Consider the following 22,409-nt stretch of genomic DNA (forward strand, 5'->3'; position numbering starts at 1 on the left):
AATGCTACTTAGCTATTATTAATTTATTTAGTACACAGATTTATGTCATATAAAAAAGCTGCCCCAAAAAGGACAGCTTTACATATGTATTTTTACACTTCGATTGACTTACCATCTTCAACAATATGATAAAGTAAGTGAGCTAAATGATGAATTGGACCATACTCTTCCTCTTCTTCATCTGTTTCACCTTGGAATTCAAGATCATTTAAGTATAGTGCTAAAAATTGATAGTATAGTTTTAAATCAAATCCGTAGCAAGCAGTTGGCTCTTCATGATCTCCTTCATATTGTAACATTAAGTATTGATCATTTCCTTCTGCATCTTCTGCATCAAAGAATACGAAGAATCCAACATTTGTATCTAAATCAAATAGATGACGAGTGCCTTTTTCTGTCGCTTTATTGAAGTCCTCTTCACTTAATTTATGTACTGTTGTCGCTTTAGCATTATCTTCTTGATGAAAATTTACTGTAAATGTTTTCAATGCTGACACCTCCTGATTGTATAATACTAGCATAACATATAAAAAGGACTGCTTACAAATGTAAACAGTCCTTACATTCATTTTCGCATTGCTCGCAATAAGAAACTTACGATGAAGATTAAAATAATCGCACCAATTAAAGCTGGAATAATTGCATATCCGCCGATTACTGGGCCGAAACTACCAAGTAATTTCCCACCAATCCAAGAACCAATAATACCAGCAATAATATTACCAATTACACCGCCTGGTACATCCCTACCAGTAATTAAGCTAGCAAGCCACCCTAATATACCACCAACGATTAAAGACCAAATCATATGATAACCTCCTTTATATTTCACCAATCAAAATATAATTAGAAACAATTGCTTACCATTAGTTATGTTACATTTTTCATAAGTTATTCATGGAGCACAACTGTATTTTTTTGTAAAAACAATACATGTTAATTAACTTTTTAGACTAACGATTTATGCAGCTTGAGATATTACACTTATTATGGACAATCGGGCTTCAATATTGTCCGCATAAACTCTTCTTTAAATGCAGGATAATTAAAACCAACCGCAATTCTTTGTATCGGCCGATCATCAAACCTCGTCGGCTCAGCTATTTTTCTAAAGTCAGCCACACTTTGTCCTCTTGTTACGTCATTTGTCGTACTAATCCAAACTGCAGATTTTTTATATTCAAAAATATCATCATTTATAAATGAAATGAACGGAAGCAAATCGTGAATCGGACTTCCAGCAATACCCGGGTATTCTTTTTTATAAAAGTTCTCATAATAAAAATCAATCATTGGTTTAATAAGCTTTGCCTGCCCTGTTCCTTCTTTATTAATAATATCCACCATTTCAGGCGTAATTAGGGCCTGTTGCGTTACATTTAATGGATAAATAGTCGCATTCTTTGCGTACTTCATTACAATATTTGCAGCAATTGGATCTCCATAAAAATTTGCCTCCGATACAGGAGTAACGTTACCAGGAAATAAAAACGCACCACCCATAATATAATACGAACATATTTTATCCATTACATTTGGATATAATAAAAATAATGTTGCCAATGTTGTTAATCGTCCTGTCGCTACGATAATAATATCTTCTGGACAAGGCTCAATTAATTTAATTAATTCACAAAAATTTTCCCGTTTACAAATCCTCATTTCAGGTGGAATAATGGGACCTAGGCCGTGCTCTCCATGAATTTCAGGAAAAAACAAAGGTTCTTCAGCTGTCATCGGTCTTGCTGCACCCTCAATGATTTTTACTTCTGTAGCATAGTATCTTTCTAAAAAATACACATTTTCTGTTACGATTTCTCGCGATACATTCCCATATTCAGCAACAATACCTAAAATATCTAATTTACATGTTTTATTTGCATAAATTAACGCCACAGCATCATCAATACCAAAGTCTCCAAAAAAGATGATTTTCTTATTAACTATACTCATCCCTCTTCAGCATTATCTACTATTATTAGTATGTAAAAAAGACAAGGCTGTGAAACGGTGCAAACTAAAAAAGCCGCCTATTTATTGGCGACTTCAATCTTTTTATAAGATAAATATGCTAGCACATTTTTACTTGAATCATACTTTGGATTATTTCCTTTTCTTGGTTCTCTCGTATGTGTTTTTTCAAATCCAGGAATATCCGGCATTTTCTCCATAAATTCAAGCATTTCTTCTTCAGTTCCTTCAATACGTACGCGAATCATTATTACATTTCCTCAATTCTCATTTTCTCTGTTACTAAGTATAACGTACTTTAGAAAGACTGCAAGAAATTTATCTTTTTAATGTTAAACTTTTTTTACATACAAACAATGCCATTTCAGTATAAAACGATATAATTTTATTATTTTCATATTGAATGTTAAAGAATTCTTGCATTTCAACTGATGTTTTCATCATACATTCTGTTAACTTCACCCGCTTCTGCAAAGGTACATTCATCATATCGCACCACCAGTCAAAATCAAATTTCTTGTCAAAAGTAAGACATGACTGCATTTGCAAACCATTTTTCTCTAATAAGGTAATCCATTCTGTTTTTTTCAAAGCCCGTTCATGACTCGGATCCCGCTTTTTTTCTATAAAATTATAAAAGGTATCGTATTCATTATTTTCCGGTGAAACATTATCTATTAAAATAAACAATCCATTATCTTCTAACGTACGATTTACTTCATAAATAAACTGAGCTGGATTCGTAAAGTGATGTGCTGCAATTCGGCACGTAATTGTATCAAAAGAACTATCAGAAAACGGTAAACTCTCAGCGTTTCCAACAACAAAAGACACATTTTCATGGCCGTTACTTATAATAAATTTTTTTGCATTCTCTAACATTTTTTCTGTTAAGTCTAAAGCAACTACTTCGTTAAACAATGGCGCTAATACATTTGCAACATGTCCTCCGCCAGTAGCAATATCAAGAAGACGATTATTATGACGAGACTCAACTTGTTGAACTACATATTGTAAATCCGGTCCTTTAGCATGAATTTTACTTTTTACATACTTCTCCGCATTATTACCAAACTGTTGTTTCACAAGCTCTTCTTTACTCATTTTATCATCTTCTTTCTATTGTTATTTACATATAGAATTCATATAATAATTAAAGTTCTCTTTATGTATTTTCAAATCCTCTTTTCAGCTCACTTCTTATCATGCTGTCCTATCATCAACATAAAATCGATTTTCCGTTTACATATAAAACAAAAAAGGCTACGGGAACTTGTCCCCTAACCTGACCAAATATCAATTACATTTTTACTTTTTCATATACATCTATATAATATAAATCCTCTTTCAACTTCATAATAACGTCTACTTCGTTATAAGTAGCCTCACGAGCATGTAAACCAAATTGATCCATACCAATCCATATCCATCCAGGTGTATGATAGAGAACATCTATGTTAAAATACTCTAATTTAGTAAGCTCCGATTTAATAAATTTATCTTTATTAGCAATTTGTTTATCTATTAAACCATATTCTTTTCCATTTTCCAATAGCGATATAATTTTTCCTACAATCGGGTGTTCACGAACAATAAAGTGATATTCCTTTTCCTCCACATTCGCCACAATTAAACAAGAATCAGATAAATCAGCCTCTAAATTCGACATCTTTATTTATTCACCTCCTTTATGAGTTTCATAAACATAATAACAAATGAATATTCAAATAATATTAATATAATGTAAAAAATAAAAAAGCTGACTTCCCTTTAGAAATCAGCCTTTATAGTTTAATCATCTGTATACTTTTACAAACTATTATAATGTTTCTTTTTCCTCATCCTTTCCAGAAACTAAATTCCCAATAGCATCTGCTGTTACTTCCACCACAAATTCACAAATTCCTGCTACAACTTCTCCAATCACTTCATCCATCATGTTTACCCCCTTATTTTATGTAACTTATTTGTAGTATAGAAGAGATTGGTTATTTTTAACTATCGGAAAACGTGACAACAACATTACAGTTTTGTAAGCTTTTTAATTTGTTTCGCTTCTATACTTTGAAACTTCAAGTATGATTCACAAGCATATAGGTCATCATAATATTAAGTGAATACTAATTTTGCTAGAGGAGGCGTGTAAAATTTACTACGTAAAATTAATTAAAGGTCAATCCTTCTATGCTTTTAATCATCGTTTCTTAATGTCTGAAGAAGAAGAGGTTTCCGAGAAAGTTTATAATTACTTACGTCGTAATGAATTTTTCGAAGTACGCAAAGAAGAATATTCGGCCTAAGTACAAAAGCACCAAGAAAACCATCACTGTATTGTGATATTTTCTTGATGCTTTTTTGTGAATTACTCCTTTTCAACAATTAATGACGACTCTATTATTTGTCCAAGCTATTTCATTGCTATTTTCATATTTTAGTATAAGAGGAGGTGACGAATATGACTCATATCATTGATTACCAAGCTACTCAACCTATAAGTAAAACGGGTGAAACCACTTTTGCAATTCCAGCTTCTCCAAATAAAGCAATTCTAGCAAATTTGAAAGTAAGAATTTCAAGTAGAAATTCACGTAATAATCGTGTAGAGTTAATCGCTACAATTGGTATAGAAGGTATATCTGGGACTTCACAAGTTTTATTCCGAATTTTCCGTGATAACTTTGAAATTTTCAATGCACAAGCAGGTATTGAATCTACAGATTCTGAGCAATTCTACACTCAAACATTTCAAGCTATAGATCAAAATGTTAGCAGTGGAACACACCAATATTCATTAACTGTAGAAAACCTTACTAGTGGTGCAAGCGCAGAAGTTGTTGGTCCTCTATCTTTTAGCGCTTTAGCTATTGGACAAGAGCGTAAATGCTGCTAAGTGAATCTAATGTTTAATTTTGCAATTGAGAAAAGCGAGACATAGTTATATGTTCTTGCTTTTTTATTTTTTTAATATTTATCCCTACTATTCATTATGTTTTAATCATTTAGTATTTACATTTTGATTTGCTTATTTTATCAATTAACGAATCGATTTTTTGACAAATCAAAAAAATTGAAATCCATTCATGAAACACGTAATATAGACTCTGACTCTAAAAAATTCCGTTAAAAATAATACATAAAATAAGGAGGTTTTATATACGAGTTTTTCATTTTAAAAGACGGCGAGGTTTTATATTATGTGGCGTAATAAAAATGTTTGGATTGTTTTAATTGGGGAGTTTATTGCTGGTTTAGGGTTATGGCTTGGAATTCTTGGCAACCTTGAATTTATGCAAAAATATGTCCCTTCTGATTTCATGAAATCAGTTATATTATTTATCGGCCTATTAGCAGGTGTTCTAGTGGGACCTATGGCTGGTCGTATCATCGATCAATATGAAAAGAAAAAAGTTCTTCTTTATGCTGGTTTTGGTCGCGTTATTAGTGTTATTTTTATGTTTTTCGCTATCCAATTTGAAAGTATCGCTTTTATGATTGCATTTATGGTTGCGCTTCAAATTTCAGCAGCATTTTATTTCCCTGCATTACAATCTGTAATTCCACTCATCGTACGTGAGCATGAGTTATTACAAATGAACGGTGTACATATGAATGTAGGTACAATCGCTCGTATTGCAGGTACTTCACTAGGTGGAATTCTTTTAGTTGTAATGAGTTTACAATATATGTACGCCTTCTCAATGGCAGCATATGCTTTATTATTCCTCTCAACTTTCTTCCTACAATTCGAAGATAAGAAGTCAACAACACCAAGTAAACAAGCGGCAAAAGATAATAGCTTTATGGAAGTATTTCGTATTTTAAAAGGAATTCCGATTGCTTTCACAGCACTTATATTAAGTATTATCCCTCTATTATTTATAGCTGGATTTAATTTAATGGTAATTAATATTAGCGAAATGCAACATGATCCAACGATTAAAGGCTTTATATATACGATCGAAGGTATCGCATTTATGTTAGGTGCCTTCGTTATTAAACGTTTATCTGATCATTTCAAACCTGAAAAGTTACTATATTTCTTCGCTGTTTGTACCGCTTTTGCACATCTATCATTGTTCTTTAGCGATATAAAATGGATGTCTCTTACATCATTTGGGTTGTTTGGTTTTAGTGTTGGTTGTTTCTTCCCTATTATGTCAACAATTTTCCAAACGAAAGTGGAAAAGAACTATCACGGCCGACTCTTCTCATTCCGTAATATGTTTGAGAGAGTGATGTTCCAAATTGTCTTACTTGGCACAGGCTTCTTCTTAGATACGATTGGATTGCAATATATGGTTCTTATTTTCGGTGTTATTTCATTATTCATTATCTTCATATCGCTATCTAAACAGAAACAGTATGAAAAACAACCTTCGCAATCTGCGAATTTATAACATAATTAAAGAAGCATGGATTTACTAGTATTAAACTAATCCATGCTTCTTTGTTTTATATAATCTTATTTATTACGTTTATTAAAATTATTAAAAAAAGTAAACACTCTTACCTTCGAATACATTATATAAACTATTATCTACAACAAGGCGGTGTAGGAATGTCTGATGGTATGCAATTATTTATTATCTTTATTTTTGTAATAGTTATGTTTAGCATCCTAAACTTTTTAGCCATTTCCCTTTCTCAGCATAACTTTAAAAGAAGAATTTTCGCAGGTTTTATATTTTCACTACTGACTCCCCTTGTCTTTTTGACTACCACAGCATTCGATTCTATATTTGATAAAGCTGGATTTGGCGCAGGTACATTAGCCTTTATTGTTGCAATTGTATATATTTTAAATGGAATAATGGTCCTACTTTCCTCTTTATTTTTCCTCAAAAGAAACATAACATAAGCTACAGTACTCAGCATGAATCTAACTTTGCACTAGATTCATGCTTTTTCAATTCCCCCTGAATTTTTATATGAAATTAAATAATTCTTTATAAAAATTTAAACTTTTTTTATTACAATATTCCTATCGCATTCGCACGTTTATCGAAAATGAAAAGAAAGGAGTACAAAATGAAAAAGGTTCTATTACTTATTCCATTATTCATTATACTACTCAGTGGATGTAGCAATAATGACATATACGGCACTTGGGAAGTCGCTGACAACAAAAACGGTCTTTGTCCTATATCGTATAAATTTGAAACAGTTGTAAAAGAAGAAAAGAAAGAAAAAATCATTCAATATTTAGTAGAGATGCAAACAACGAAGAAAAAAGAAGATTTATACAAAGGCTCATTTGTTAAGGATTCTAATGTATATCACATTGATTATGGTAACTCATTTACATCAGATCAAACTTTAAAAGTTGTCGATGGCAAATTAAACGTATACTTTTATGCAGTGGAAAAATTATGTACATATAAAAAGAAATAATTACACTTCATATCAAACGCAGAAAATGTTTTCTGCGTTATTTTGTATTCCATCTCTTTAACCTCCCTCTAAATTTGTCAATCATTTTAATTTTCACAAAAAAGTGATAAAATGTAACCATGTGTTTTCAGAATAATTAAAAACGCAGAAAGAAAACACTGTTTTTAGGAGGGGTTTTGATGACTTACACGTTAGCAACTAGAATGAAAGCATTCCAATCTTCTATATTTAGTGAATTAGGGGCCTACAAAAAAGAAAAGATTGCAGCAGGCCACAAAATGATCGATTTAAGTATCGGGAATCCTGATATGCCACCTGCTGATTTCGTAAGAGAAGAAATGGTACATACAGCAAATCAAAAAGAAAGCTATGGATACACATTAAGTGGTATTCAAGAATTTCACGAAGCTGTAACTGAATATTACAACAACACTCATAATGTTATATTAAATGCCGATAAAGAAGTTTTATTATTAATGGGGTCACAAGATGGACTCGTTCATTTACCTATGGTTTATGCGAATCCGGGAGATATTATATTAGTTCCTGACCCAGGATATACAGCTTATGAAACAGGAATTCAAATGGCCGGTGCAACATCTTACTATATGCCTTTAAAAAAAGAAAATGATTTCTTACCTAACTTAGAGCTAATTCCTGAAGAAATTGCGGATCAAGCGAAGATGATGATTTTAAACTTCCCAGGGAATCCCGTTCCAGCAATGGCTCATGAAGATTTCTTTAAAGAGGTAATCGCATTTGCGAAAAAGCATAACATTATTGTTGTCCATGATTTTGCTTATGCTGAATTTTATTTTGATGGTAATAAACCAATTAGCTTCCTCTCTGTGCCTGGTGCTAAAGAAGTTGGCGTAGAAATTAACTCTTTGTCAAAAAGTTATAGTTTAGCAGGTAGCCGTATTGGTTATATGATTGGTAATGAAGAAATTGTCGGGGCACTTACACAATTTAAATCTAATACAGATTACGGAGTATTTTTACCAATTCAAAAAGCGGCATGTGCTGCACTAAAAAATGGTGCTGCTTTTTGTGAGAAAAACCGTAGTATTTATCAAGTACGTAGAGATACTTTAGTCGATGGGTTCCGAACATTTGGCTGGCATGTTGAAAAACCAGCTGGCAGTATGTTCGTCTGGGCCGAAATTCCGAAAGGCTGGACTTCTATAGACTTCGCTTATGCATTAATGGATCGTGCGAATGTCGTTGTCACACCAGGTCATGCATTCGGACCTCACGGAGAAGGGTTTGTACGCATTGCACTCGTTCAAGATAAAGTAGTGTTACAACAAGTTGTTGAAAACATTAGAAATAGTGGTATTTTTTCTCTTGAAAAAGCAGAAGAATTAGTTAAAAATTAATGATAACTCCCCTGCTTAACTGTAGCAGGGGTATTATTCATTGGAGGTACTTTCATATGCATATTAAAGACACGCTTCCCCATCGTTATCCATTTTTAATGATTGATAAAGTAACAAATGTAAAACAAGGTGAATCCGTTACAGGATATAAACTCATTACAAATAAAGAATGGTTTATAAATGATAGTCAAAAACATATGCCTCATATGTTAATTGTAGAAGCACTTGCTCAGCTTAGTGCATTTGTACATACAAGTGATTCTAACGGACTAGGCTTCCTTTCCTCGTTAGATGGGGTTACGTTCCATGAAAAAGCATATCCCGGTGATAAACTTAATTTGTATTATGAGTTAACTCGCAATCGCCGAGGTTTTGTTCTCGGTAAAGGTACCGCAACCGTTAATAATCAGCCGATTGTAACAATAGAAAAGCTATTAATATATCAAGCTGATTAGAGTGTTCCTTACATTAGTTGAGAGTATGATTTAACACGAAAGCATATTACGTAGTTAGGAGCAGGTAAATGGAAAGTACGATTGGTATCGATGCTGGAGGAACATTAACGAAAATTGCTTATTTAAACGAACAAAGGCAACTAGCTTTTGAAAAATTTTATTCAAATGAACAAGATAACATAATAGATTGGCTTAAGAACCAAACTGGTATAAAACAAATATGTATTACAGGTGGTAAAGCAAAACAATTACAGCAACTACTTTCAAACTCATATAAAATAGTAGAACTAAATGAATTTGAAGCTACTCTTATAGGCGTCCGATACATTTTAAAAGAAGAGAAGTATGATATAAACAACTTTATTTTAACAAATATCGGTACAGGTACTTCTATTCATTACGTTTATAATGACCAATATATTCGAGCTGGCGGAACTGGTGTTGGCGGTGGTACTATCATGGGACTTTCAAAATTATTAACAAATCTAGATCATTTTGAAGATGTGATCCCTTTAACAAAAGTAGGAACTAGAAAAAAACTAGATATTACGGTTGGAGATATTTATGGTGGTATTCTCTCCCCTATTGATAATAGTTTAACTGCAAGCAATTTTGGTAAAGCCGCTATGACAGAATCCAATTATAAAAACTCAGATATACTTGCTACTATACAAGGACTTGTCGGTGAAGTCGTTACTGCATTAAGCCTTCAATTCGCCGAAACAAAAAACATTGACCATATTATTTATATTGGTTCGACTCTATGTAATAACATACATCTTCAAAATATTATTAGTAGCTACACAAAATACCAAAATAAAACACCCATCTTTTTACGAGATGGTGGTAATAGCGGTGCGATTGGTGCTTTACTTTATGCTACGAATAAAAAAAGCTGACTTTTGTCAGCTTTTTTGCAACGGTACTTCAAATTCAATAATTGATTCCCCCTTTTCTCCAATTCGCTCTACACTAATTCTATCAATTACACATTGTAACTTTTCAGGGAAACTATGAATATCCTTGGCTACTTCAGCAGCTAACTCCGCACTTTCTTTTCTCCCGACTGTTACATGCGGTATGTACGGAATATCTTCTTTCAAAAATTGTAATAAAGGTCCTGTATACAGGATATCATGTAGTTTAGTTATTTGTTCTTTCCCCCGCTCCACTTCTAAAAACAAATAGTTTCTTACATGAGTGATACAATTTGCAAATTCAATTTCAATTTTGCCTACCCCTCTTGATAAATTCAAAATATGAGATTTTAATTCATCATTTGAAATATCACTCTTAAATGGAAATACAATTGTTATATGCGGTGGAATTAATTCAAATAAAGGATCATGTTTTTGTCTAATGTTCTCTATTTTATCGATGGACATATTATTGAGAAAAACTAAAATTGTACGCATTTTTATCCCCTCTACTTTCCCTTATTTTAATATGTATCATATTCTATAACAATCTTGCACTTCAACAAATTATTTTACTTACCTATAAAAATAAAAAACTTCTCAAATGAGAAGTTTTCATATAGTATGATTACTATTCCCCCGCAAAACTTTCCTAAACCTTATATAACAAGCAATTCTCCAAGGAATAATATACGAGACAGCAACTACGTAAAATAATAAACCAACCGTTTGTTGATCTAAATCTACAATAAATTGTCTTGAACCATACCTTAAAACGACAAGTGCAATAAAAGTAATTAAAAAAGCTGCACTTTTTTTCGTATAAATATTCCCATCGTCCCTTCGTTCATAATTTGTTAATACTATAAGCGGCACAGCAAAAAGTACCCCAATGAATACCGCTATAACTACTTGTAATATAGCTGGATGTACTGGACCAAAAAACCATACAACACCTGGTGTTAAAAATAATAACGGCCATAAAATACCTTTTCCTGATCCCTTTATTGGCTTATGCATGGAGCGATAACGACGCCAGAATATTAATAGTGCAATGCCTAAAAAGACTGTAATGAGTGAAGATGTGTCTCCCATTTGCTATCCTTCTCTCTATAGTAATCTAATAATATTTCAAATCGTTTTTTCGAATGATACTTTACGAATAAATATACTACTAGTTATGATATAAAGGACAGTTAATCCAATTGAAATAACAGTAAAATACGGTATATTTACTAAAGATCCATCACTCGTAAATAATAAACTGGTTACCCCTGCTTCTCCATAAAGTACACTATTTGTTGATAAGAAAAGGGTCCCACCAATCATAAGACCGATCCACTGAAATCGTTGTTTAAAAACTACTACCACTTGAAAGAAACATGCTGTTGTAACATAAAATAAAAAGTGCAAAATAAATTATTGTACCGATTGCTCCCCAAAACTAACATTTACTAAATTATATTTTATATCTTGTAAAAGCATTATTTGAAGAAACGAAAACATTGCGGATTGCAAGATGATATAACAAATTGCTCCGATGAAATATTGAATTCTCGTTACACCAAATGAAACAGCTAAACGAAATAGCTCATCTTGAATGATGAAAACACTCCCTACTATAAACAACATAATTGCTATTGACGGGTTATTTATAATTTCGGGTAAATAACCAATGTTCACTCCATTTAAATGCGCAGCATTTAAAGCCCCTTTTATTAATAAGGCTACAATCCAAAATATTAAAATTGCTTTATAATGAAAATTAATATGTAACTTTAACTGTTTCATTAATATCGTCATTCCACTTCACCACCAGTTATGTGAATAAATAATTTTTGTAATGTAATTCTATCAATTGCTAAACCTTCTTTTTCAAGAGAGTAATAATCTTCATTAGAAAGTTCTTCCCATATAACAGCAATACCCTTATTTCCATAAACTTCTCGATTTAATACTTTTTTATTGATCAAGAACTCGTCCACTTTATCCTTTTTCCCTGAAATAATCTGAACTTGTTGTAATAAATCTTCTACCAATGATTGAACAACTAATCTTCCTTCTTTTATGATTATCACATCTTCAATCACATGGGTTACTTCTTCTACTAAATGTGTTGATAATATAATTGTTCGTGGATACTCACCGTAATCTTCTAGTAGTAGACTATAAAATAATTCACGGTGTGCTGCGTCTAAACCTGTAGTTGGTTCATCAAAAATAGTAATTGGTGCTCTACTTGCTAATCCTTGAATAATTCCTACGACTGTTTGCATACCATGGGATAGTTTATGGTATTTCTCTGTCATATTCAGCTTAAATTTATCTGCCAGTTCTTCAGCATAAGCTCCATCCCAATTTTTATAAAACATGCTACACATCTTAAAAATTTCTTTTACTTTATAGCTTAAATGTGCCTCTTCTTTTACTCTAATAAAACAAATATTTTGCATCGCTTTACTATTCTCAAAAACATGTTCGCCAAATATTGATACGCTTCCACTACTTGAAGTAATTTGACCTGCAAGTAAATTTAATAGTGTCGTTTTTCCTGCTCCATTTCTCCCAAGCAAACCATATATTTTATGCTCTTCCAATGAAATCGTAACTTCATTTACAGCTACTTTCTTTTTATATTTTTTCGTTATCTCTTTCGTTTCAAGTGCAATCATTCCTCTTTCCCCTCCTTCGTAATTTTTTGAATCATATCCATCAATTCATCTTTTGATATTTCTAGCACTTTTGCTTCTTCCCACACTTTCGGTAAATATTCGGTCATAAAAGTGTTTTGTCTTTTTTTTAGTACGACTTCTTTCGCTCCCTTTGCAACAAACATCCCGATCCCTCTCTTTTTATATAAAATCCCTTCATCCACTAATACGTTTACCCCTTTAGCTGCAGTAGCTGGATTTATTTGTAACATCTTCGCAAATTGATTTGTTGATGGAACTTGTTCTTCTTCAAGTAATATGTCTTTTAAAATATCTGATTCAATCGTTTCTGCAATTTGCAAGTATATTAATTTATTTTGCTCCAGAGTAGGTTTCATAATTTCACCACCTTAGGTTCATAGGTTCATTACTTATGTAATTAACCATATCACATAAACATATTTATTTCCATAAATTTCTTTTACAAAAAAAGAGAGTCATTCTTAAACGAATGACTCTCTCTCTAAAATTTCGCAGTTTCAACTCTTGTTCTCAAATTCTTTTCATTTATACCATTTTGACAAAAGTTAAATTGTTTTCCTTTTATCAACTTTGTACGATCTACTATTTGCCCTAAATGATAACTTGTATGCTCCACTAAATGTAATAAACTATGAAGATCAATATGTCTTTTTTCTTCCCATACTTGTATATATTCTGTTCCCCATTCATCAAATACTTCTTCAACGTACTGTAGCAAAAGCTCAGTACGTTGTCGCTTTACTGGAAAATACTCCTCAATTCCCTTTTCAAAGACTATATTTGGATTTTTATAACGACTAGTATTTCTCTGTATATGTTCACAAATATGTAGTATGATTCCACCAATTGAATTCACAGAATCCCCTTGTTTCCATAAATCTTCTTCACTAACGAAGCTAATTACCTGTATTAACTTAGGTAAATAATGATCTTGCATTCGATGATAAGTAATTTTATATACTAACTCCACCTATTTTCCTCCCATCATTTCAACTGCTGTACTGGATACTTTACAAATAAAGCATTCCTAAACTCTTTATCATTCATAAGCATTGTAATTTCTTCGTTATTTTCGTTAAGAAACTTTACCACTTCCTTTTTGTCCCATATATCATTTTCTTTTGGGAAATTATCAAATTTTTCATACAGGATTGATAGTATTTCTTCTCTTTTTATCGTGAAATTTTTATTTTCTACTTGAAACTCGTAGCTTTTCGCATTTGGTACTAAAATCGCTAAATAAATAACGTTAAAGAGAAAATTCTTCTCCATCGTATCCTTACCATCAAACCAATACGTCTCAACCATGTCTTCTGTCAAAGTTCCATTTTCTTTTGCACCATAGTACACCTTTATACTTTCATTCTCTAAACTAATACTTTGAAATGTATCACCACCGGGTAAATGATTAACAATTGCAACTACATCTGAGTTATTCCCAACATATGTCCCCGCATATTTCTTAAAATCACCAGGTTTCACATCAGATATTTCTTTTATTCTTTCTCCGCTAGAACAAGCAGTAATAAATAAAAAAATTGTTAGCATAACAACTACAATACGATGCATATATTTCATTTAGCATCCCCCATTTTTATCGATATTTCGTTAATTACAATACATCTTCTCAAAACCCTTTAAAATATACGCATTTTAATCAAAATTAAAAATTTTCACTTTTCCTATTTACAATTATCCATTAATTGTATATAATTACTAACGTAAGAAAAATATTCTAAAAGGAGGTCGAAGGAAATGATGAAATTACAATTGCATGCTTTAACTTTAGCGTTAACTGCACCTATGTTTTCTGGACAATTAAATATGAATTCGACCAACCTAATGGAGAATTGAAAATCGTACATTATTTCGATTAATTCATAAATTCGCCACAGGAGGTCGTATACTTTCCTGTGGCTTTTTCACGCCCTGCCATAGGAGAACTATATCTTCCTGTGGCTTTTTTGTGCGATTTTTTAGCCTCTTACATCATTTTTTTAAGAAAGGAGCAACATTCGATGACTATTAGCGTATTGTTTTTAAGTATTACGATTCAAAGAAATAAAATTTCTAAAGATGAAATGTTTCATAATGAGCAAATAGAAAAAGCTATGAATGATGTTAAGGAGCGCCAAGCACTTTATTGTGATCACATGTAATTCCTTTTCGAAAGGAGGAATTCATTTATGACTTTTCATATTTTCTTTTTTACGACTGTACTTCAGAAGAATACTTTAACTGAAGCTGAAATCAATCGTAAACAACAAATAAAACAACTGACTGATAAAATGACTGACATTAAAAGTTCATATTATACACATATGTATTAAAAATATATTTTTAAGGAGCACTTTCCTAATGAAATTTAAAGCATTCTTTTTAACGATTACCATTCAAAAACATAAGCTTTCTCAAAGTGAGATTTTACGTGAGCAACACATTCAATATATTATGGACGAAGTAAAAGAGCGTCAAGCTTCTTCTTACACACGTCTTTTCTAAATTAATTATAAAAGAGCAATACCTTCATGAAATTTAAAGCATTCTTTTTAACGATCACTATTCAAAAACGTAAACTTTCACAGAAAGAGATTTTACGTGAGCAACACATTCAAACTATTATGGACGAAGTAAAAGAGCGTCAAGCCTCTTATTACAGCTGTCTTTTCTAAATAACTTTTAAAGGGGTAATACACTTATGAAATTTAAAGTATTCTTTTTAACCATTACGATTCAAAAAACTAAGTTCTCCAACAGTGAAATATTGCATGATCATCAAATTAATAAAGCTATGGAAGATGTAAAAGAACGTCAAAGTCACTACTGTAGCCATCTATAATTCCTTTCGAAAGGAGGAATGTATCATGAAGTTTCATCTTTTCTTCTTAACGATTACAATCCAGAAAGAAATCTTTTCTGAAGATGAATTAAAACAAGAGCAACAATACAAAAAGATTATGGACGAAATCCGAGATCATAGAAGCAAATACTACACTCACCTATAATCCTTTAAAAATATAAAACTTGAAAGGAGTCGATTATGATGTTGATAGCACGTTGTAAGGAAATGATTTGGATAGTTCAGAGGGATTCCACATAGTTTTATTGGAGCTATATCATACAACTTTAACGTTATATTTGATATGTAATAAATATACAATAAAATTGCATTTGTACACTTTTTGACTTTGGTTAATAAACAAAAGATACACCACTTAAAAAGCGGTGTATCTTTCTAAACATATACTATTTTCGATTACTTCGTTTCGTCTTAAACAATCTCACTAAGTTCGATACAACTGTTTTCGTTACTGCATACACTGGCACCGCCAAGATCATTCCGATAATTCCCGCAAAGTTACCTACCCCTAAAATTAAAATAATAATTGTTAACGGATGGATATTTAATTTTGAACTCATAATACGGGGTGAAATGATGTTACTTTCAAATTGTTGTACAATTGTTACGATAATAATTACGTACAACGCTTGCATCGGAGATACGAACAAACCTACAATAACAGCTGGTGCTGCACCGATAAATGGACCTAAGTTAGGAATTATATTTGTAAATGCAGCTATAATTCCTAAAACAAAAGCGTACGGTAAATCGATAATTAAATAACCGATAAAAGTAAAAGCACCTACAAATATACAAACGAGCGCTTGCCCTTGAATATATGCAGATAATGTTTCGTTCGTTTCCTTAATGATACGAAGCCCTTCTTCACGGTATGACTCTGGTAATAAACTTACTGCTTTTCCTGGAAACGCATGTCCATCTTTAAACATATAAAATAAAATGAACGGTACTGTAAAAATAACTAATGCGACGTTCGTTATGATACCAAATAAAGCCGTTGCACTCGACGTAATGGTGTTTGGTATATCCTTTAAGTATTCAATTGCATTTTTTTCAATTGTTTCAATGGAAACATAATTTTGTGTAGATAACCATTCAAACAATCTATGATGGGATAAATCTTGTATGTATAGTTTTCCCTCTTTTATATAGCCTGGCATATTTTTCACTAAATCCATTAGCTGTTGTGAGATCGTTGGAACAACTACCCCAACGCCAACCGCAGTTAATGTTATGATAAAAAGATATAACAGTAAAATCGCTAAATTTCTAGGTACTTTTTTCTCCTCTAAAAAAACTAACACCGGATTAAATATGAAGTATAAAAATAACGCGATTAAGATTGGGAAAAACAGCGTTGATATGAAGATACCAATCGGTTGAAATAGAAACGATATTTTTGTGCAAATAAATATGATCGCTACAACCATTAGCACTTCTAATGTCCAAAAGTGCACTTTCGATTTCAAAAAAACGTCCTCCTTTAAACTAGCACTTCTCTTCATTGTACCAAAATAAGTAACAATTTCACATAATATTTTCCTTTACAATATTCCAAAATACCAATAAATACACTACAATAAGATTACATACAAATTTGCAGGTAAAGGTGATAAAAATGACACAATGCATCATTTGCAGAAAAGATACGAAAGAACTTAGTGAACAATATGTCATCCCAGAAATATTATGTGGATATTATTTCACAAACTCAATTTGTGATACTTGTTATGAACAAATGACAACAAATATTGATCGCCCCTTAATCCGGCATAAATTAAGTCAGTTTAAGATTGAACACATGAAAAAACAGATTGACTCCCCGCTCTATACGAATGAGCATGGTGAGGAACTTGCAGCGGCTGAGACAGATGTTGTTGAAGTAAGTGACGAAATACTTTATTCCAATGCATTAATTATGAAACTATGTAAAAAGCACGATATTTCACTACATAATGAAATTTGGAAAGAAGAACGTGTAACGAAAGTAGCTAGCTCTATTCAACGTGAATTACTTTTAGATAACCGTAAGTATAAAATGAGTGTATTAAAAATGGCTTATACTTTCGCTGTACAAGCAGTCGATGGCTATTTTGAAGATCCAGATGCGATTGATATTTCTAGCATCCTATCAAATGCCGACTTCATGGAATTAAAAGAAAAGAGCATTGTTCGCGATTTAAGCAAAAGTTCTTTATGGAATACATTAAATACAAATAGTGAAAACCACTACTTTATTTTATTAAGTGATAAAGATGGCCTGTTCTGTTTCATTCGTCTATTTGATATTTTTGATGTTGTCGTTCATTTATCAGAAAAGAGATATGAACTTCCATCACCAATTGTCGGCGTAAATGATGTAAATAAGCAAAAATTTTACGTTCAAACTTTAAAACAGTATATGGACGGGCTCTTTAAAGAAAAGTCACCTTCTATTTAATTAAAAACAGAACATACGGTCTCCTTTCTTGATGAAAAGACACTGTGTTATAATAAGTGTGAAAAGAACAATACAATCACATAAACCAATTATAAATTGTATATAAATAAAAAAGACTAGTGTGCGGCTACACACTAGTCTACGTAACTTAGCAGATTGGATTGTTCATTTATCCTATTTGTTTCTTACAAACAAAACAACCCACATTCTATTGGCATAGGTGGGTTGTTATTTTTTGAGCTTGTCTATTAAAACGACGACGAATGTTAACAATGCAACGAGAAACAGTCCACCTTGCAGTAACAACGCTATTTCACTCACTTATTATCACCCCCCTCCTACTTAGAGAAGTGATAATTGAACAACCAACCGTACCTTAAGTTACTATTTAATTTTACCATATTTTCTGATAGTTTACGATGAAAACCCGCAAGTGATTTACTTGCGGGTTTTTTCTCACTATTTTTTTAATGCATATGCATCAGCTATCATTTCACCAACAATTTTATTTTCTTGCTTCTTATCTTCCTTCAATAAAGGAAATAACAGTTCTGCCACTTCATATGCCTCTTCTAAATGAGGATATCCTGATAAAACAAATGTATCAATTCCTAAAGCTTCATATTCTTTTATTCTATTTGCTACTGTATGCGGATCTCCAACAAGCGCAGTACCTGCACCACCTCTTACAAGCCCGATGCCAGCCCATAAATTAGGACTTATCTCTAACGACTCCCGTGTACCTTTATTTAAATGGGTCATTCGCTTTTGACCAACTGAATCATATCTTGCAAATGTCTTTTGAGCAAGCTCAATTGTCTCATTATCTACATATTGAATTAAACGTTCTGCCTCTTCCCACGCTTCTTCTTCTGTTTCTCTTACAATTACGTGTAATCTAATGCCAAATCGCACTGAACGTCCCTTCTCTTCTGCCAGCTTTCTTACTTCCTCTATTTTCTCCTTCACTTGCTCTGGTGGCTCGCCCCACGTTAAATATACATCACTATGTTCTGCTGCAACTTCCTTTCCAGCAGCGGATGATCCTCCAAAATATATAGGAGGGTATGGCGTTTGCACTGGCGGGAACACAACTTTACTTTCCGTAACTTTAATATGTTTTCCTTCTAAAGAAAATGTTTCACCTTGCAATGTCGATTTCCAAACTTTTAAAAACTCATCAGCTGCTTCATATCTTTCATCATGCTCAAGATACAATCCATCTCCTTGTAATTCAACTGGATCTCCTCCAGCGACTACATTAATAAGTAACCTACCGTCTGAAATTCTATCAAATGTAGATGCCATCCTTGCTGCTACTGTCGGTGACATTAGTCCTGGTCTAACTGCTACTAAAAATTTTAATTTCTCTGTTTCAGCAGCAAGTGCCGACGCTAATACCCATGGATCTTCACAACCTTGGCCAGTTGGAAGTAACACACCTGTATATCCTAAATAATCTGCTGCCTGTGCAACTTGTTTATAATAACCATACTCAGCTGCTCTTCCTCGTTTTGTCGTTCCTAAATATCGTCCATCTCCATACGCCGGAATAAACCATAATAATTCCATACCTTTACACACCCCTTATTTATTTTGAAACGTACACTAAACTACTCTATATAAATTACCCCTAATAATTTATATGTTAATTTCCTATCTCACCTTTATAATTATCTCGCCATCTTAAAAACTTCACTTCTAGTAAACGTACGAGTGAATCCGAAAACTTCCCAACGAATGCAAAGATGATAATACCAACAAATACGATATCTGTATTTGAAAATTGCCTTGCATCCATTATCATATAGCCAATACCTTCTGTAGATCCCATAAGTTCTGCGACTACTAAACTCACCCATGCAACTCCTAATGATAATCTTGCTCCTAGTAAAAGGTTAGGTAATGCGGCAGGTAAAATTAATTTTGTAATTAATTTTCTTTTACTAAACTCTAACACTCTCGCAACATCAAATAATTTTGAATCTACACCTCGTATTCCTAAAAATGCGTTTACGTATAAAGGAAAAAATGCACCGTCTGCAATTAATAATACTTTTGATGTTTCTCCAAAACCGAACCATAATACGAAAAGCGGTGCAACAGCTAAGTGAGGCACAGTTCTTAACATTTGTACTGACGGATCTAAATATTGCTCACTTCTCGTTGAAAATCCAACAATTGTTCCTAAAATAATTCCTAAACTCCCGCCAATAAAGAAACCAGCCGCAGCCCTGAATACACTAATACTTAAATGACCGAATAACTCTCCTGTTTTTATAAGTTCTTGAAAAGCTAAAAATATATCCAATGGCGTTGGTAATACTGTTTTAGAAACTAGATCGAATACGCCCGCTAACTGCCAAATAATTAATACGATAATCGGTATCGTAATCGCTCTTACTAACACTTTTACATTCGTCTTTCGTACTTTCTTTACATTGTTTTTGCCAATCGTTATACTCGCCCTTTTCATAAAAGCTTTCGTATTTTCCAATTTACAAAACCTCTTTTCATTTCGCCTTTACTGCTTTTTCTACGAAAGAATTATCTACAACTTTATCTGTCTTAATTTCTTTCTTTATAGAACCGAGTTTATATTGAAAATCCGCTGTCTTTTGCTGTTCCTCTATTATTTCTTTCGTTACTGGAACTAAAATTGGTTTGTCATGATCAAACACTTCTTTTACAATTTCAGCATCTATTTTCTTTGCAGAAGTATATATTTTTATTGCTTCATCTAAGTTTGACTCTTGCCATACTCGTGCTTTTTCATAAACTTTGAGAAACTTCTCAACTAATTCTGGATGTTCTTTTGCAAACTTTGTTCTTGCAATTAAAAACTCTGGTGAAGAAACATTTAATCGTTCACCATCTGTAATAACCTTTGCTCCTTTATTTAACGTATGTAGTGAAATGAATGGATCCCAAATGGCCCATGCATCTACTGATCCTGATTCAAATGCGGGCTGCGCTTCATCTGGTTGCAGTTGAATGACATTTACATCTTTCGCATTGATACCTTCTTTTTCTAACGCTCGATACAATAAATTAAATGCGCTACTTCCTTTTGCTACGGCAATTTTTTTACCTTTTAAATCTTTTACACTCGTAATCTTGCTATCTTTTTGTACAAGAATTCCAGTGCCTTTCCTCGCATAACTTGTATTAGCAATTTCGGTAAATTCAATACCTGCTGCTTGCGCGGAAATAACTGGGGAGTTTCCAACTTCGCCAAAGTCTAATCGGTTTGATGCAATCGCTTCAAAATAGGGAGGTCCGCTTTGAAACTCTGTCCATTTCACTTTAACTCCTTCTTTTTTAAACTCTTCTTCAAACCATCCTTTTTTCTGTGCTAATAGTAGTGGGCTTAACCCTTGCTGTATACCAATTTGTACTGTTACATCTTCTTTCTTACTACTTGCTGTACTTTTTTCGCATCCGAATAAAAATAAAGATATAGCTAAAGTAAAAGAAAGAACTTTAAATTTCTTATACATAAATACTCACCCTTTCCCTATATACTGGGTTGAATCAATCCTCCATGCTCAAACTGCTGTAATACTTTCTTTCGAATTTCTTGGAATGACTCCGAAGTTTTACTACGTGGATAAGGTAGATTATTTTCAATTAGTTTATATATTTTTCCAGGCTTTGCACTCATGATGACAATTCGGTTCGAAAGATATATCGCTTCATCTATATCGTGTGTAACAAATATCATTGTCGTTTTCTTTTGCTCCCAAATATTCAGCAATACTTCTTGCAAATGACTTCGCGTAAACGCATCCAGTGCTCCAAAAGGTTCATCGAGTAATAATACACTTGGGTCTCTTAATAAAGCTCTTGCAATCGCAACGCGTTGTGACATCCCACCTGATATTTCTTTCGGATATGATTTTTCAAAACCATCTAACCGAACAATTTCAACCCATTCCTTTACCTTATCTTTTACATACTTATCTTTTAACGACAAATCTGCAGCAATATTTTCTTCAACTGTTAACCACGGAAATAAGCGATGTTCTTGAAAAATAAAACCTTGTTTCTTACTTGGTTTTACGATTTTCTCCCCATCAATAATAATTTCACCTTCAAATTCGTTATCTAATCCCGCAACAATTTTCAAAAGCGTACTTTTCCCACAACCACTCGGTCCGATTACAGTGACAAAATCGCCTCTCTCTAATTGGAAATTAATATCTTCTAGCACTTGAACCGTACCAGTTTGTTTCGAAAAATATTTTGATACTCCATCGATTGAAACAGTCACTATTTCTCCTCCTTGAAATGATTCATC

Annotated in this window: 33 protein-coding genes and 1 pseudogene; 15 read left to right on the forward strand and 19 right to left on the reverse strand. The window is 32.6% G+C overall.

Going from position 1 to position 22,409, the window contains the following annotated elements:
• Positions 1 to 92 precede the first annotated feature (92 nt).
• The 6 genes from BGI23_RS13940 to BGI23_RS13965 form a co-directional block, all read right to left on the reverse strand.
• A complete protein-coding gene (locus BGI23_RS13940; RefSeq protein ID WP_000847587.1) occupies positions 93 to 488 on the reverse strand; it encodes a hypothetical protein in 396 nt (131 codons plus the stop codon).
• A gap of 77 nt (positions 489 to 565) precedes the next feature.
• A complete protein-coding gene (locus BGI23_RS13945) occupies positions 566 to 808 on the reverse strand; it encodes a GlsB/YeaQ/YmgE family stress response membrane protein (protein ID WP_000638307.1) in 243 nt (80 codons plus the stop codon).
• Between the two features lie 179 nt (positions 809 to 987).
• Positions 988 to 1,953: a nucleoside hydrolase gene (locus BGI23_RS13950; RefSeq protein WP_000029504.1), complete on the reverse strand. Its 966-nt coding sequence runs from the start codon at positions 1,951 to 1,953 to the stop codon at positions 988 to 990.
• A gap of 77 nt (positions 1,954 to 2,030) precedes the next feature.
• Complete coding sequence (locus BGI23_RS13955) at positions 2,031 to 2,219, reverse strand: YvzF family protein (protein WP_000621882.1); 189 nt, start codon at positions 2,217 to 2,219, stop codon at positions 2,031 to 2,033.
• A 70-nt stretch (positions 2,220 to 2,289) separates the two neighbouring features.
• The gene (locus BGI23_RS13960) at positions 2,290 to 3,075 is read right to left on the reverse strand and encodes a class I SAM-dependent methyltransferase (RefSeq protein WP_070806279.1); all 786 of its coding nucleotides are present in this window, start codon (positions 3,073 to 3,075) and stop codon (positions 2,290 to 2,292) included.
• A gap of 196 nt (positions 3,076 to 3,271) precedes the next feature.
• A complete protein-coding gene (locus tag BGI23_RS13965) occupies positions 3,272 to 3,640 on the reverse strand; it encodes a hypothetical protein (protein ID WP_046199222.1) in 369 nt (122 codons plus the stop codon).
• Between the two features lie 478 nt (positions 3,641 to 4,118).
• Here BGI23_RS13965 and BGI23_RS27465 point away from each other — a divergent pair, with 478 nt between their 5' ends.
• From BGI23_RS27465 to coaW, 8 genes are all read left to right on the forward strand, one after another.
• Entirely contained in the window at positions 4,119 to 4,271 is a 153-nt protein-coding gene (locus BGI23_RS27465; RefSeq protein WP_073541767.1) for a YqbF domain-containing protein, read from the forward strand.
• A gap of 155 nt (positions 4,272 to 4,426) precedes the next feature.
• Positions 4,427 to 4,861 carry an exosporium protein ExsC gene (gene exsC, locus BGI23_RS13975; RefSeq protein ID WP_000148803.1) on the forward strand — a complete coding sequence of 145 codons (435 nt, stop codon included), beginning with the start codon at positions 4,427 to 4,429 and terminating at the stop codon, positions 4,859 to 4,861.
• A 304-nt stretch (positions 4,862 to 5,165) separates the two neighbouring features.
• Positions 5,166 to 6,368, forward strand: coding sequence for an MFS transporter (locus BGI23_RS13980; RefSeq protein WP_070806280.1), 1,203 nt, complete (start codon positions 5,166 to 5,168; stop codon positions 6,366 to 6,368).
• A 161-nt stretch (positions 6,369 to 6,529) separates the two neighbouring features.
• Positions 6,530 to 6,829 (forward strand): hypothetical protein, encoded by a 300-nt coding sequence (locus BGI23_RS13985; protein ID WP_070806281.1) that lies wholly within the window; start codon positions 6,530 to 6,532, stop codon positions 6,827 to 6,829.
• Between the two features lie 170 nt (positions 6,830 to 6,999).
• Positions 7,000 to 7,362 (forward strand): hypothetical protein, encoded by a 363-nt coding sequence (locus tag BGI23_RS13990; RefSeq protein WP_070806282.1) that lies wholly within the window; start codon positions 7,000 to 7,002, stop codon positions 7,360 to 7,362.
• A gap of 179 nt (positions 7,363 to 7,541) precedes the next feature.
• On the forward strand, positions 7,542 to 8,741 hold the full coding sequence (locus BGI23_RS13995; RefSeq protein ID WP_070806283.1) for an LL-diaminopimelate aminotransferase: 1,200 nt from the start codon (positions 7,542 to 7,544) through the stop codon (positions 8,739 to 8,741).
• A gap of 56 nt (positions 8,742 to 8,797) precedes the next feature.
• On the forward strand, positions 8,798 to 9,196 hold the full coding sequence (locus tag BGI23_RS14000) for a 3-hydroxyacyl-ACP dehydratase FabZ family protein (protein WP_070806284.1): 399 nt from the start codon (positions 8,798 to 8,800) through the stop codon (positions 9,194 to 9,196).
• A gap of 68 nt (positions 9,197 to 9,264) precedes the next feature.
• Positions 9,265 to 10,095 (forward strand): type II pantothenate kinase, encoded by an 831-nt coding sequence (coaW, locus tag BGI23_RS14005; protein ID WP_070806285.1) that lies wholly within the window; start codon positions 9,265 to 9,267, stop codon positions 10,093 to 10,095.
• A gap of 6 nt (positions 10,096 to 10,101) precedes the next feature.
• Here coaW and BGI23_RS14010 read toward each other — a convergent pair whose 3' ends face one another.
• From BGI23_RS14010 to BGI23_RS14040, 7 genes and pseudogenes are all read right to left on the reverse strand, one after another.
• Positions 10,102 to 10,611: a 2'-5' RNA ligase family protein gene (locus BGI23_RS14010; protein WP_001259226.1), complete on the reverse strand. Its 510-nt coding sequence runs from the start codon at positions 10,609 to 10,611 to the stop codon at positions 10,102 to 10,104.
• Positions 10,612 to 10,728: 117 nt separating this feature from the next.
• Positions 10,729 to 11,208 (reverse strand): CcdC family protein, encoded by a 480-nt coding sequence (locus BGI23_RS14015; protein ID WP_070806286.1) that lies wholly within the window; start codon positions 11,206 to 11,208, stop codon positions 10,729 to 10,731.
• A gap of 36 nt (positions 11,209 to 11,244) precedes the next feature.
• Positions 11,245 to 11,916: pseudogene (locus BGI23_RS14020) on the reverse strand (DUF4052 family protein).
• Entirely contained in the window at positions 11,913 to 12,785 is an 873-nt protein-coding gene (locus BGI23_RS14025) for an ABC transporter ATP-binding protein (RefSeq protein WP_000560929.1), read from the reverse strand. Before BGI23_RS14025 ends, BGI23_RS14020 begins: the two are co-directional and overlap by 4 nt.
• Positions 12,782 to 13,162, reverse strand: a complete 381-nt coding sequence (locus BGI23_RS14030; RefSeq protein WP_000805193.1) for a GntR family transcriptional regulator — start codon at positions 13,160 to 13,162, stop codon at positions 12,782 to 12,784. The genes BGI23_RS14025 and BGI23_RS14030 overlap by 4 nt, the downstream gene beginning before the upstream one ends.
• 125 nt (positions 13,163 to 13,287) lie before the next feature.
• Positions 13,288 to 13,776, reverse strand: coding sequence for a DinB family protein (locus tag BGI23_RS14035; RefSeq protein ID WP_070806287.1), 489 nt, complete (start codon positions 13,774 to 13,776; stop codon positions 13,288 to 13,290).
• Positions 13,777 to 13,790: 14 nt separating this feature from the next.
• Entirely contained in the window at positions 13,791 to 14,384 is a 594-nt protein-coding gene (locus tag BGI23_RS14040; RefSeq protein ID WP_070806288.1) for a DUF4825 domain-containing protein, read from the reverse strand.
• 440 nt (positions 14,385 to 14,824) lie between these two features.
• On the opposite strand from BGI23_RS14040, the gene BGI23_RS14050 reads away from it, so the two are divergent.
• From BGI23_RS14050 to BGI23_RS14075, 6 genes are read left to right on the forward strand one after another with little or no spacing between them, the layout of a single operon-like run.
• Entirely contained in the window at positions 14,825 to 14,965 is a 141-nt protein-coding gene (locus BGI23_RS14050) for a YrzI family small protein (RefSeq protein ID WP_000156179.1), read from the forward strand.
• Between the two features lie 27 nt (positions 14,966 to 14,992).
• A complete protein-coding gene (locus BGI23_RS14055; RefSeq protein ID WP_048525995.1) occupies positions 14,993 to 15,136 on the forward strand; it encodes a YrzI family small protein in 144 nt (47 codons plus the stop codon).
• Between the two features lie 28 nt (positions 15,137 to 15,164).
• The gene (locus BGI23_RS14060; protein ID WP_070806289.1) at positions 15,165 to 15,308 is read left to right on the forward strand and encodes a YrzI family small protein; all 144 of its coding nucleotides are present in this window, start codon (positions 15,165 to 15,167) and stop codon (positions 15,306 to 15,308) included.
• 26 nt (positions 15,309 to 15,334) lie between these two features.
• Positions 15,335 to 15,478, forward strand: a complete 144-nt coding sequence (locus BGI23_RS14065) for a YrzI family small protein (RefSeq protein WP_070806290.1) — start codon at positions 15,335 to 15,337, stop codon at positions 15,476 to 15,478.
• Positions 15,479 to 15,504: 26 nt separating this feature from the next.
• A complete protein-coding gene (locus BGI23_RS14070) occupies positions 15,505 to 15,645 on the forward strand; it encodes a YrzI family small protein (protein WP_070806291.1) in 141 nt (46 codons plus the stop codon).
• Between the two features lie 25 nt (positions 15,646 to 15,670).
• Entirely contained in the window at positions 15,671 to 15,811 is a 141-nt protein-coding gene (locus tag BGI23_RS14075) for a YrzI family small protein (protein ID WP_000668486.1), read from the forward strand.
• 241 nt (positions 15,812 to 16,052) lie between these two features.
• Here BGI23_RS14075 and BGI23_RS14080 read toward each other — a convergent pair whose 3' ends face one another.
• Positions 16,053 to 17,138 (reverse strand): AI-2E family transporter, encoded by a 1,086-nt coding sequence (locus BGI23_RS14080; protein ID WP_000837888.1) that lies wholly within the window; start codon positions 17,136 to 17,138, stop codon positions 16,053 to 16,055.
• 149 nt (positions 17,139 to 17,287) lie between these two features.
• On the opposite strand from BGI23_RS14080, the gene BGI23_RS14085 reads away from it, so the two are divergent.
• The gene (locus tag BGI23_RS14085; RefSeq protein ID WP_000189721.1) at positions 17,288 to 18,109 is read left to right on the forward strand and encodes an HNH endonuclease; all 822 of its coding nucleotides are present in this window, start codon (positions 17,288 to 17,290) and stop codon (positions 18,107 to 18,109) included.
• A gap of 228 nt (positions 18,110 to 18,337) precedes the next feature.
• Here the strand turns inward: BGI23_RS14085 and BGI23_RS28705 are convergent, their stop codons facing one another.
• From BGI23_RS28705 to BGI23_RS14110, 5 genes are all read right to left on the reverse strand, one after another.
• Positions 18,338 to 18,430 carry a putative holin-like toxin gene (locus BGI23_RS28705; RefSeq protein ID WP_001289320.1) on the reverse strand — a complete coding sequence of 31 codons (93 nt, stop codon included), beginning with the start codon at positions 18,428 to 18,430 and terminating at the stop codon, positions 18,338 to 18,340.
• Between the two features lie 138 nt (positions 18,431 to 18,568).
• A complete protein-coding gene (ssuD, locus tag BGI23_RS14095) occupies positions 18,569 to 19,681 on the reverse strand; it encodes an FMNH2-dependent alkanesulfonate monooxygenase (protein ID WP_000422272.1) in 1,113 nt (370 codons plus the stop codon).
• 76 nt (positions 19,682 to 19,757) lie between these two features.
• Positions 19,758 to 20,606 (reverse strand): ABC transporter permease, encoded by an 849-nt coding sequence (locus BGI23_RS14100; RefSeq protein ID WP_044793544.1) that lies wholly within the window; start codon positions 20,604 to 20,606, stop codon positions 19,758 to 19,760.
• Positions 20,607 to 20,622: 16 nt separating this feature from the next.
• A complete protein-coding gene (locus tag BGI23_RS14105; RefSeq protein WP_070806292.1) occupies positions 20,623 to 21,609 on the reverse strand; it encodes an aliphatic sulfonate ABC transporter substrate-binding protein in 987 nt (328 codons plus the stop codon).
• A 17-nt stretch (positions 21,610 to 21,626) separates the two neighbouring features.
• Positions 21,627 to 22,382, reverse strand: coding sequence for an ABC transporter ATP-binding protein (locus BGI23_RS14110; RefSeq protein WP_070806293.1), 756 nt, complete (start codon positions 22,380 to 22,382; stop codon positions 21,627 to 21,629).
• Positions 22,383 to 22,409 lie beyond the last annotated feature (27 nt).

Origin of the sequence: Bacillus sp. ABP14, from assembly GCF_001831375.1 — a bacterium.
Taxonomy (GTDB): domain Bacteria; phylum Bacillota; class Bacilli; order Bacillales; family Bacillaceae_G; genus Bacillus_A; species Bacillus_A paranthracis.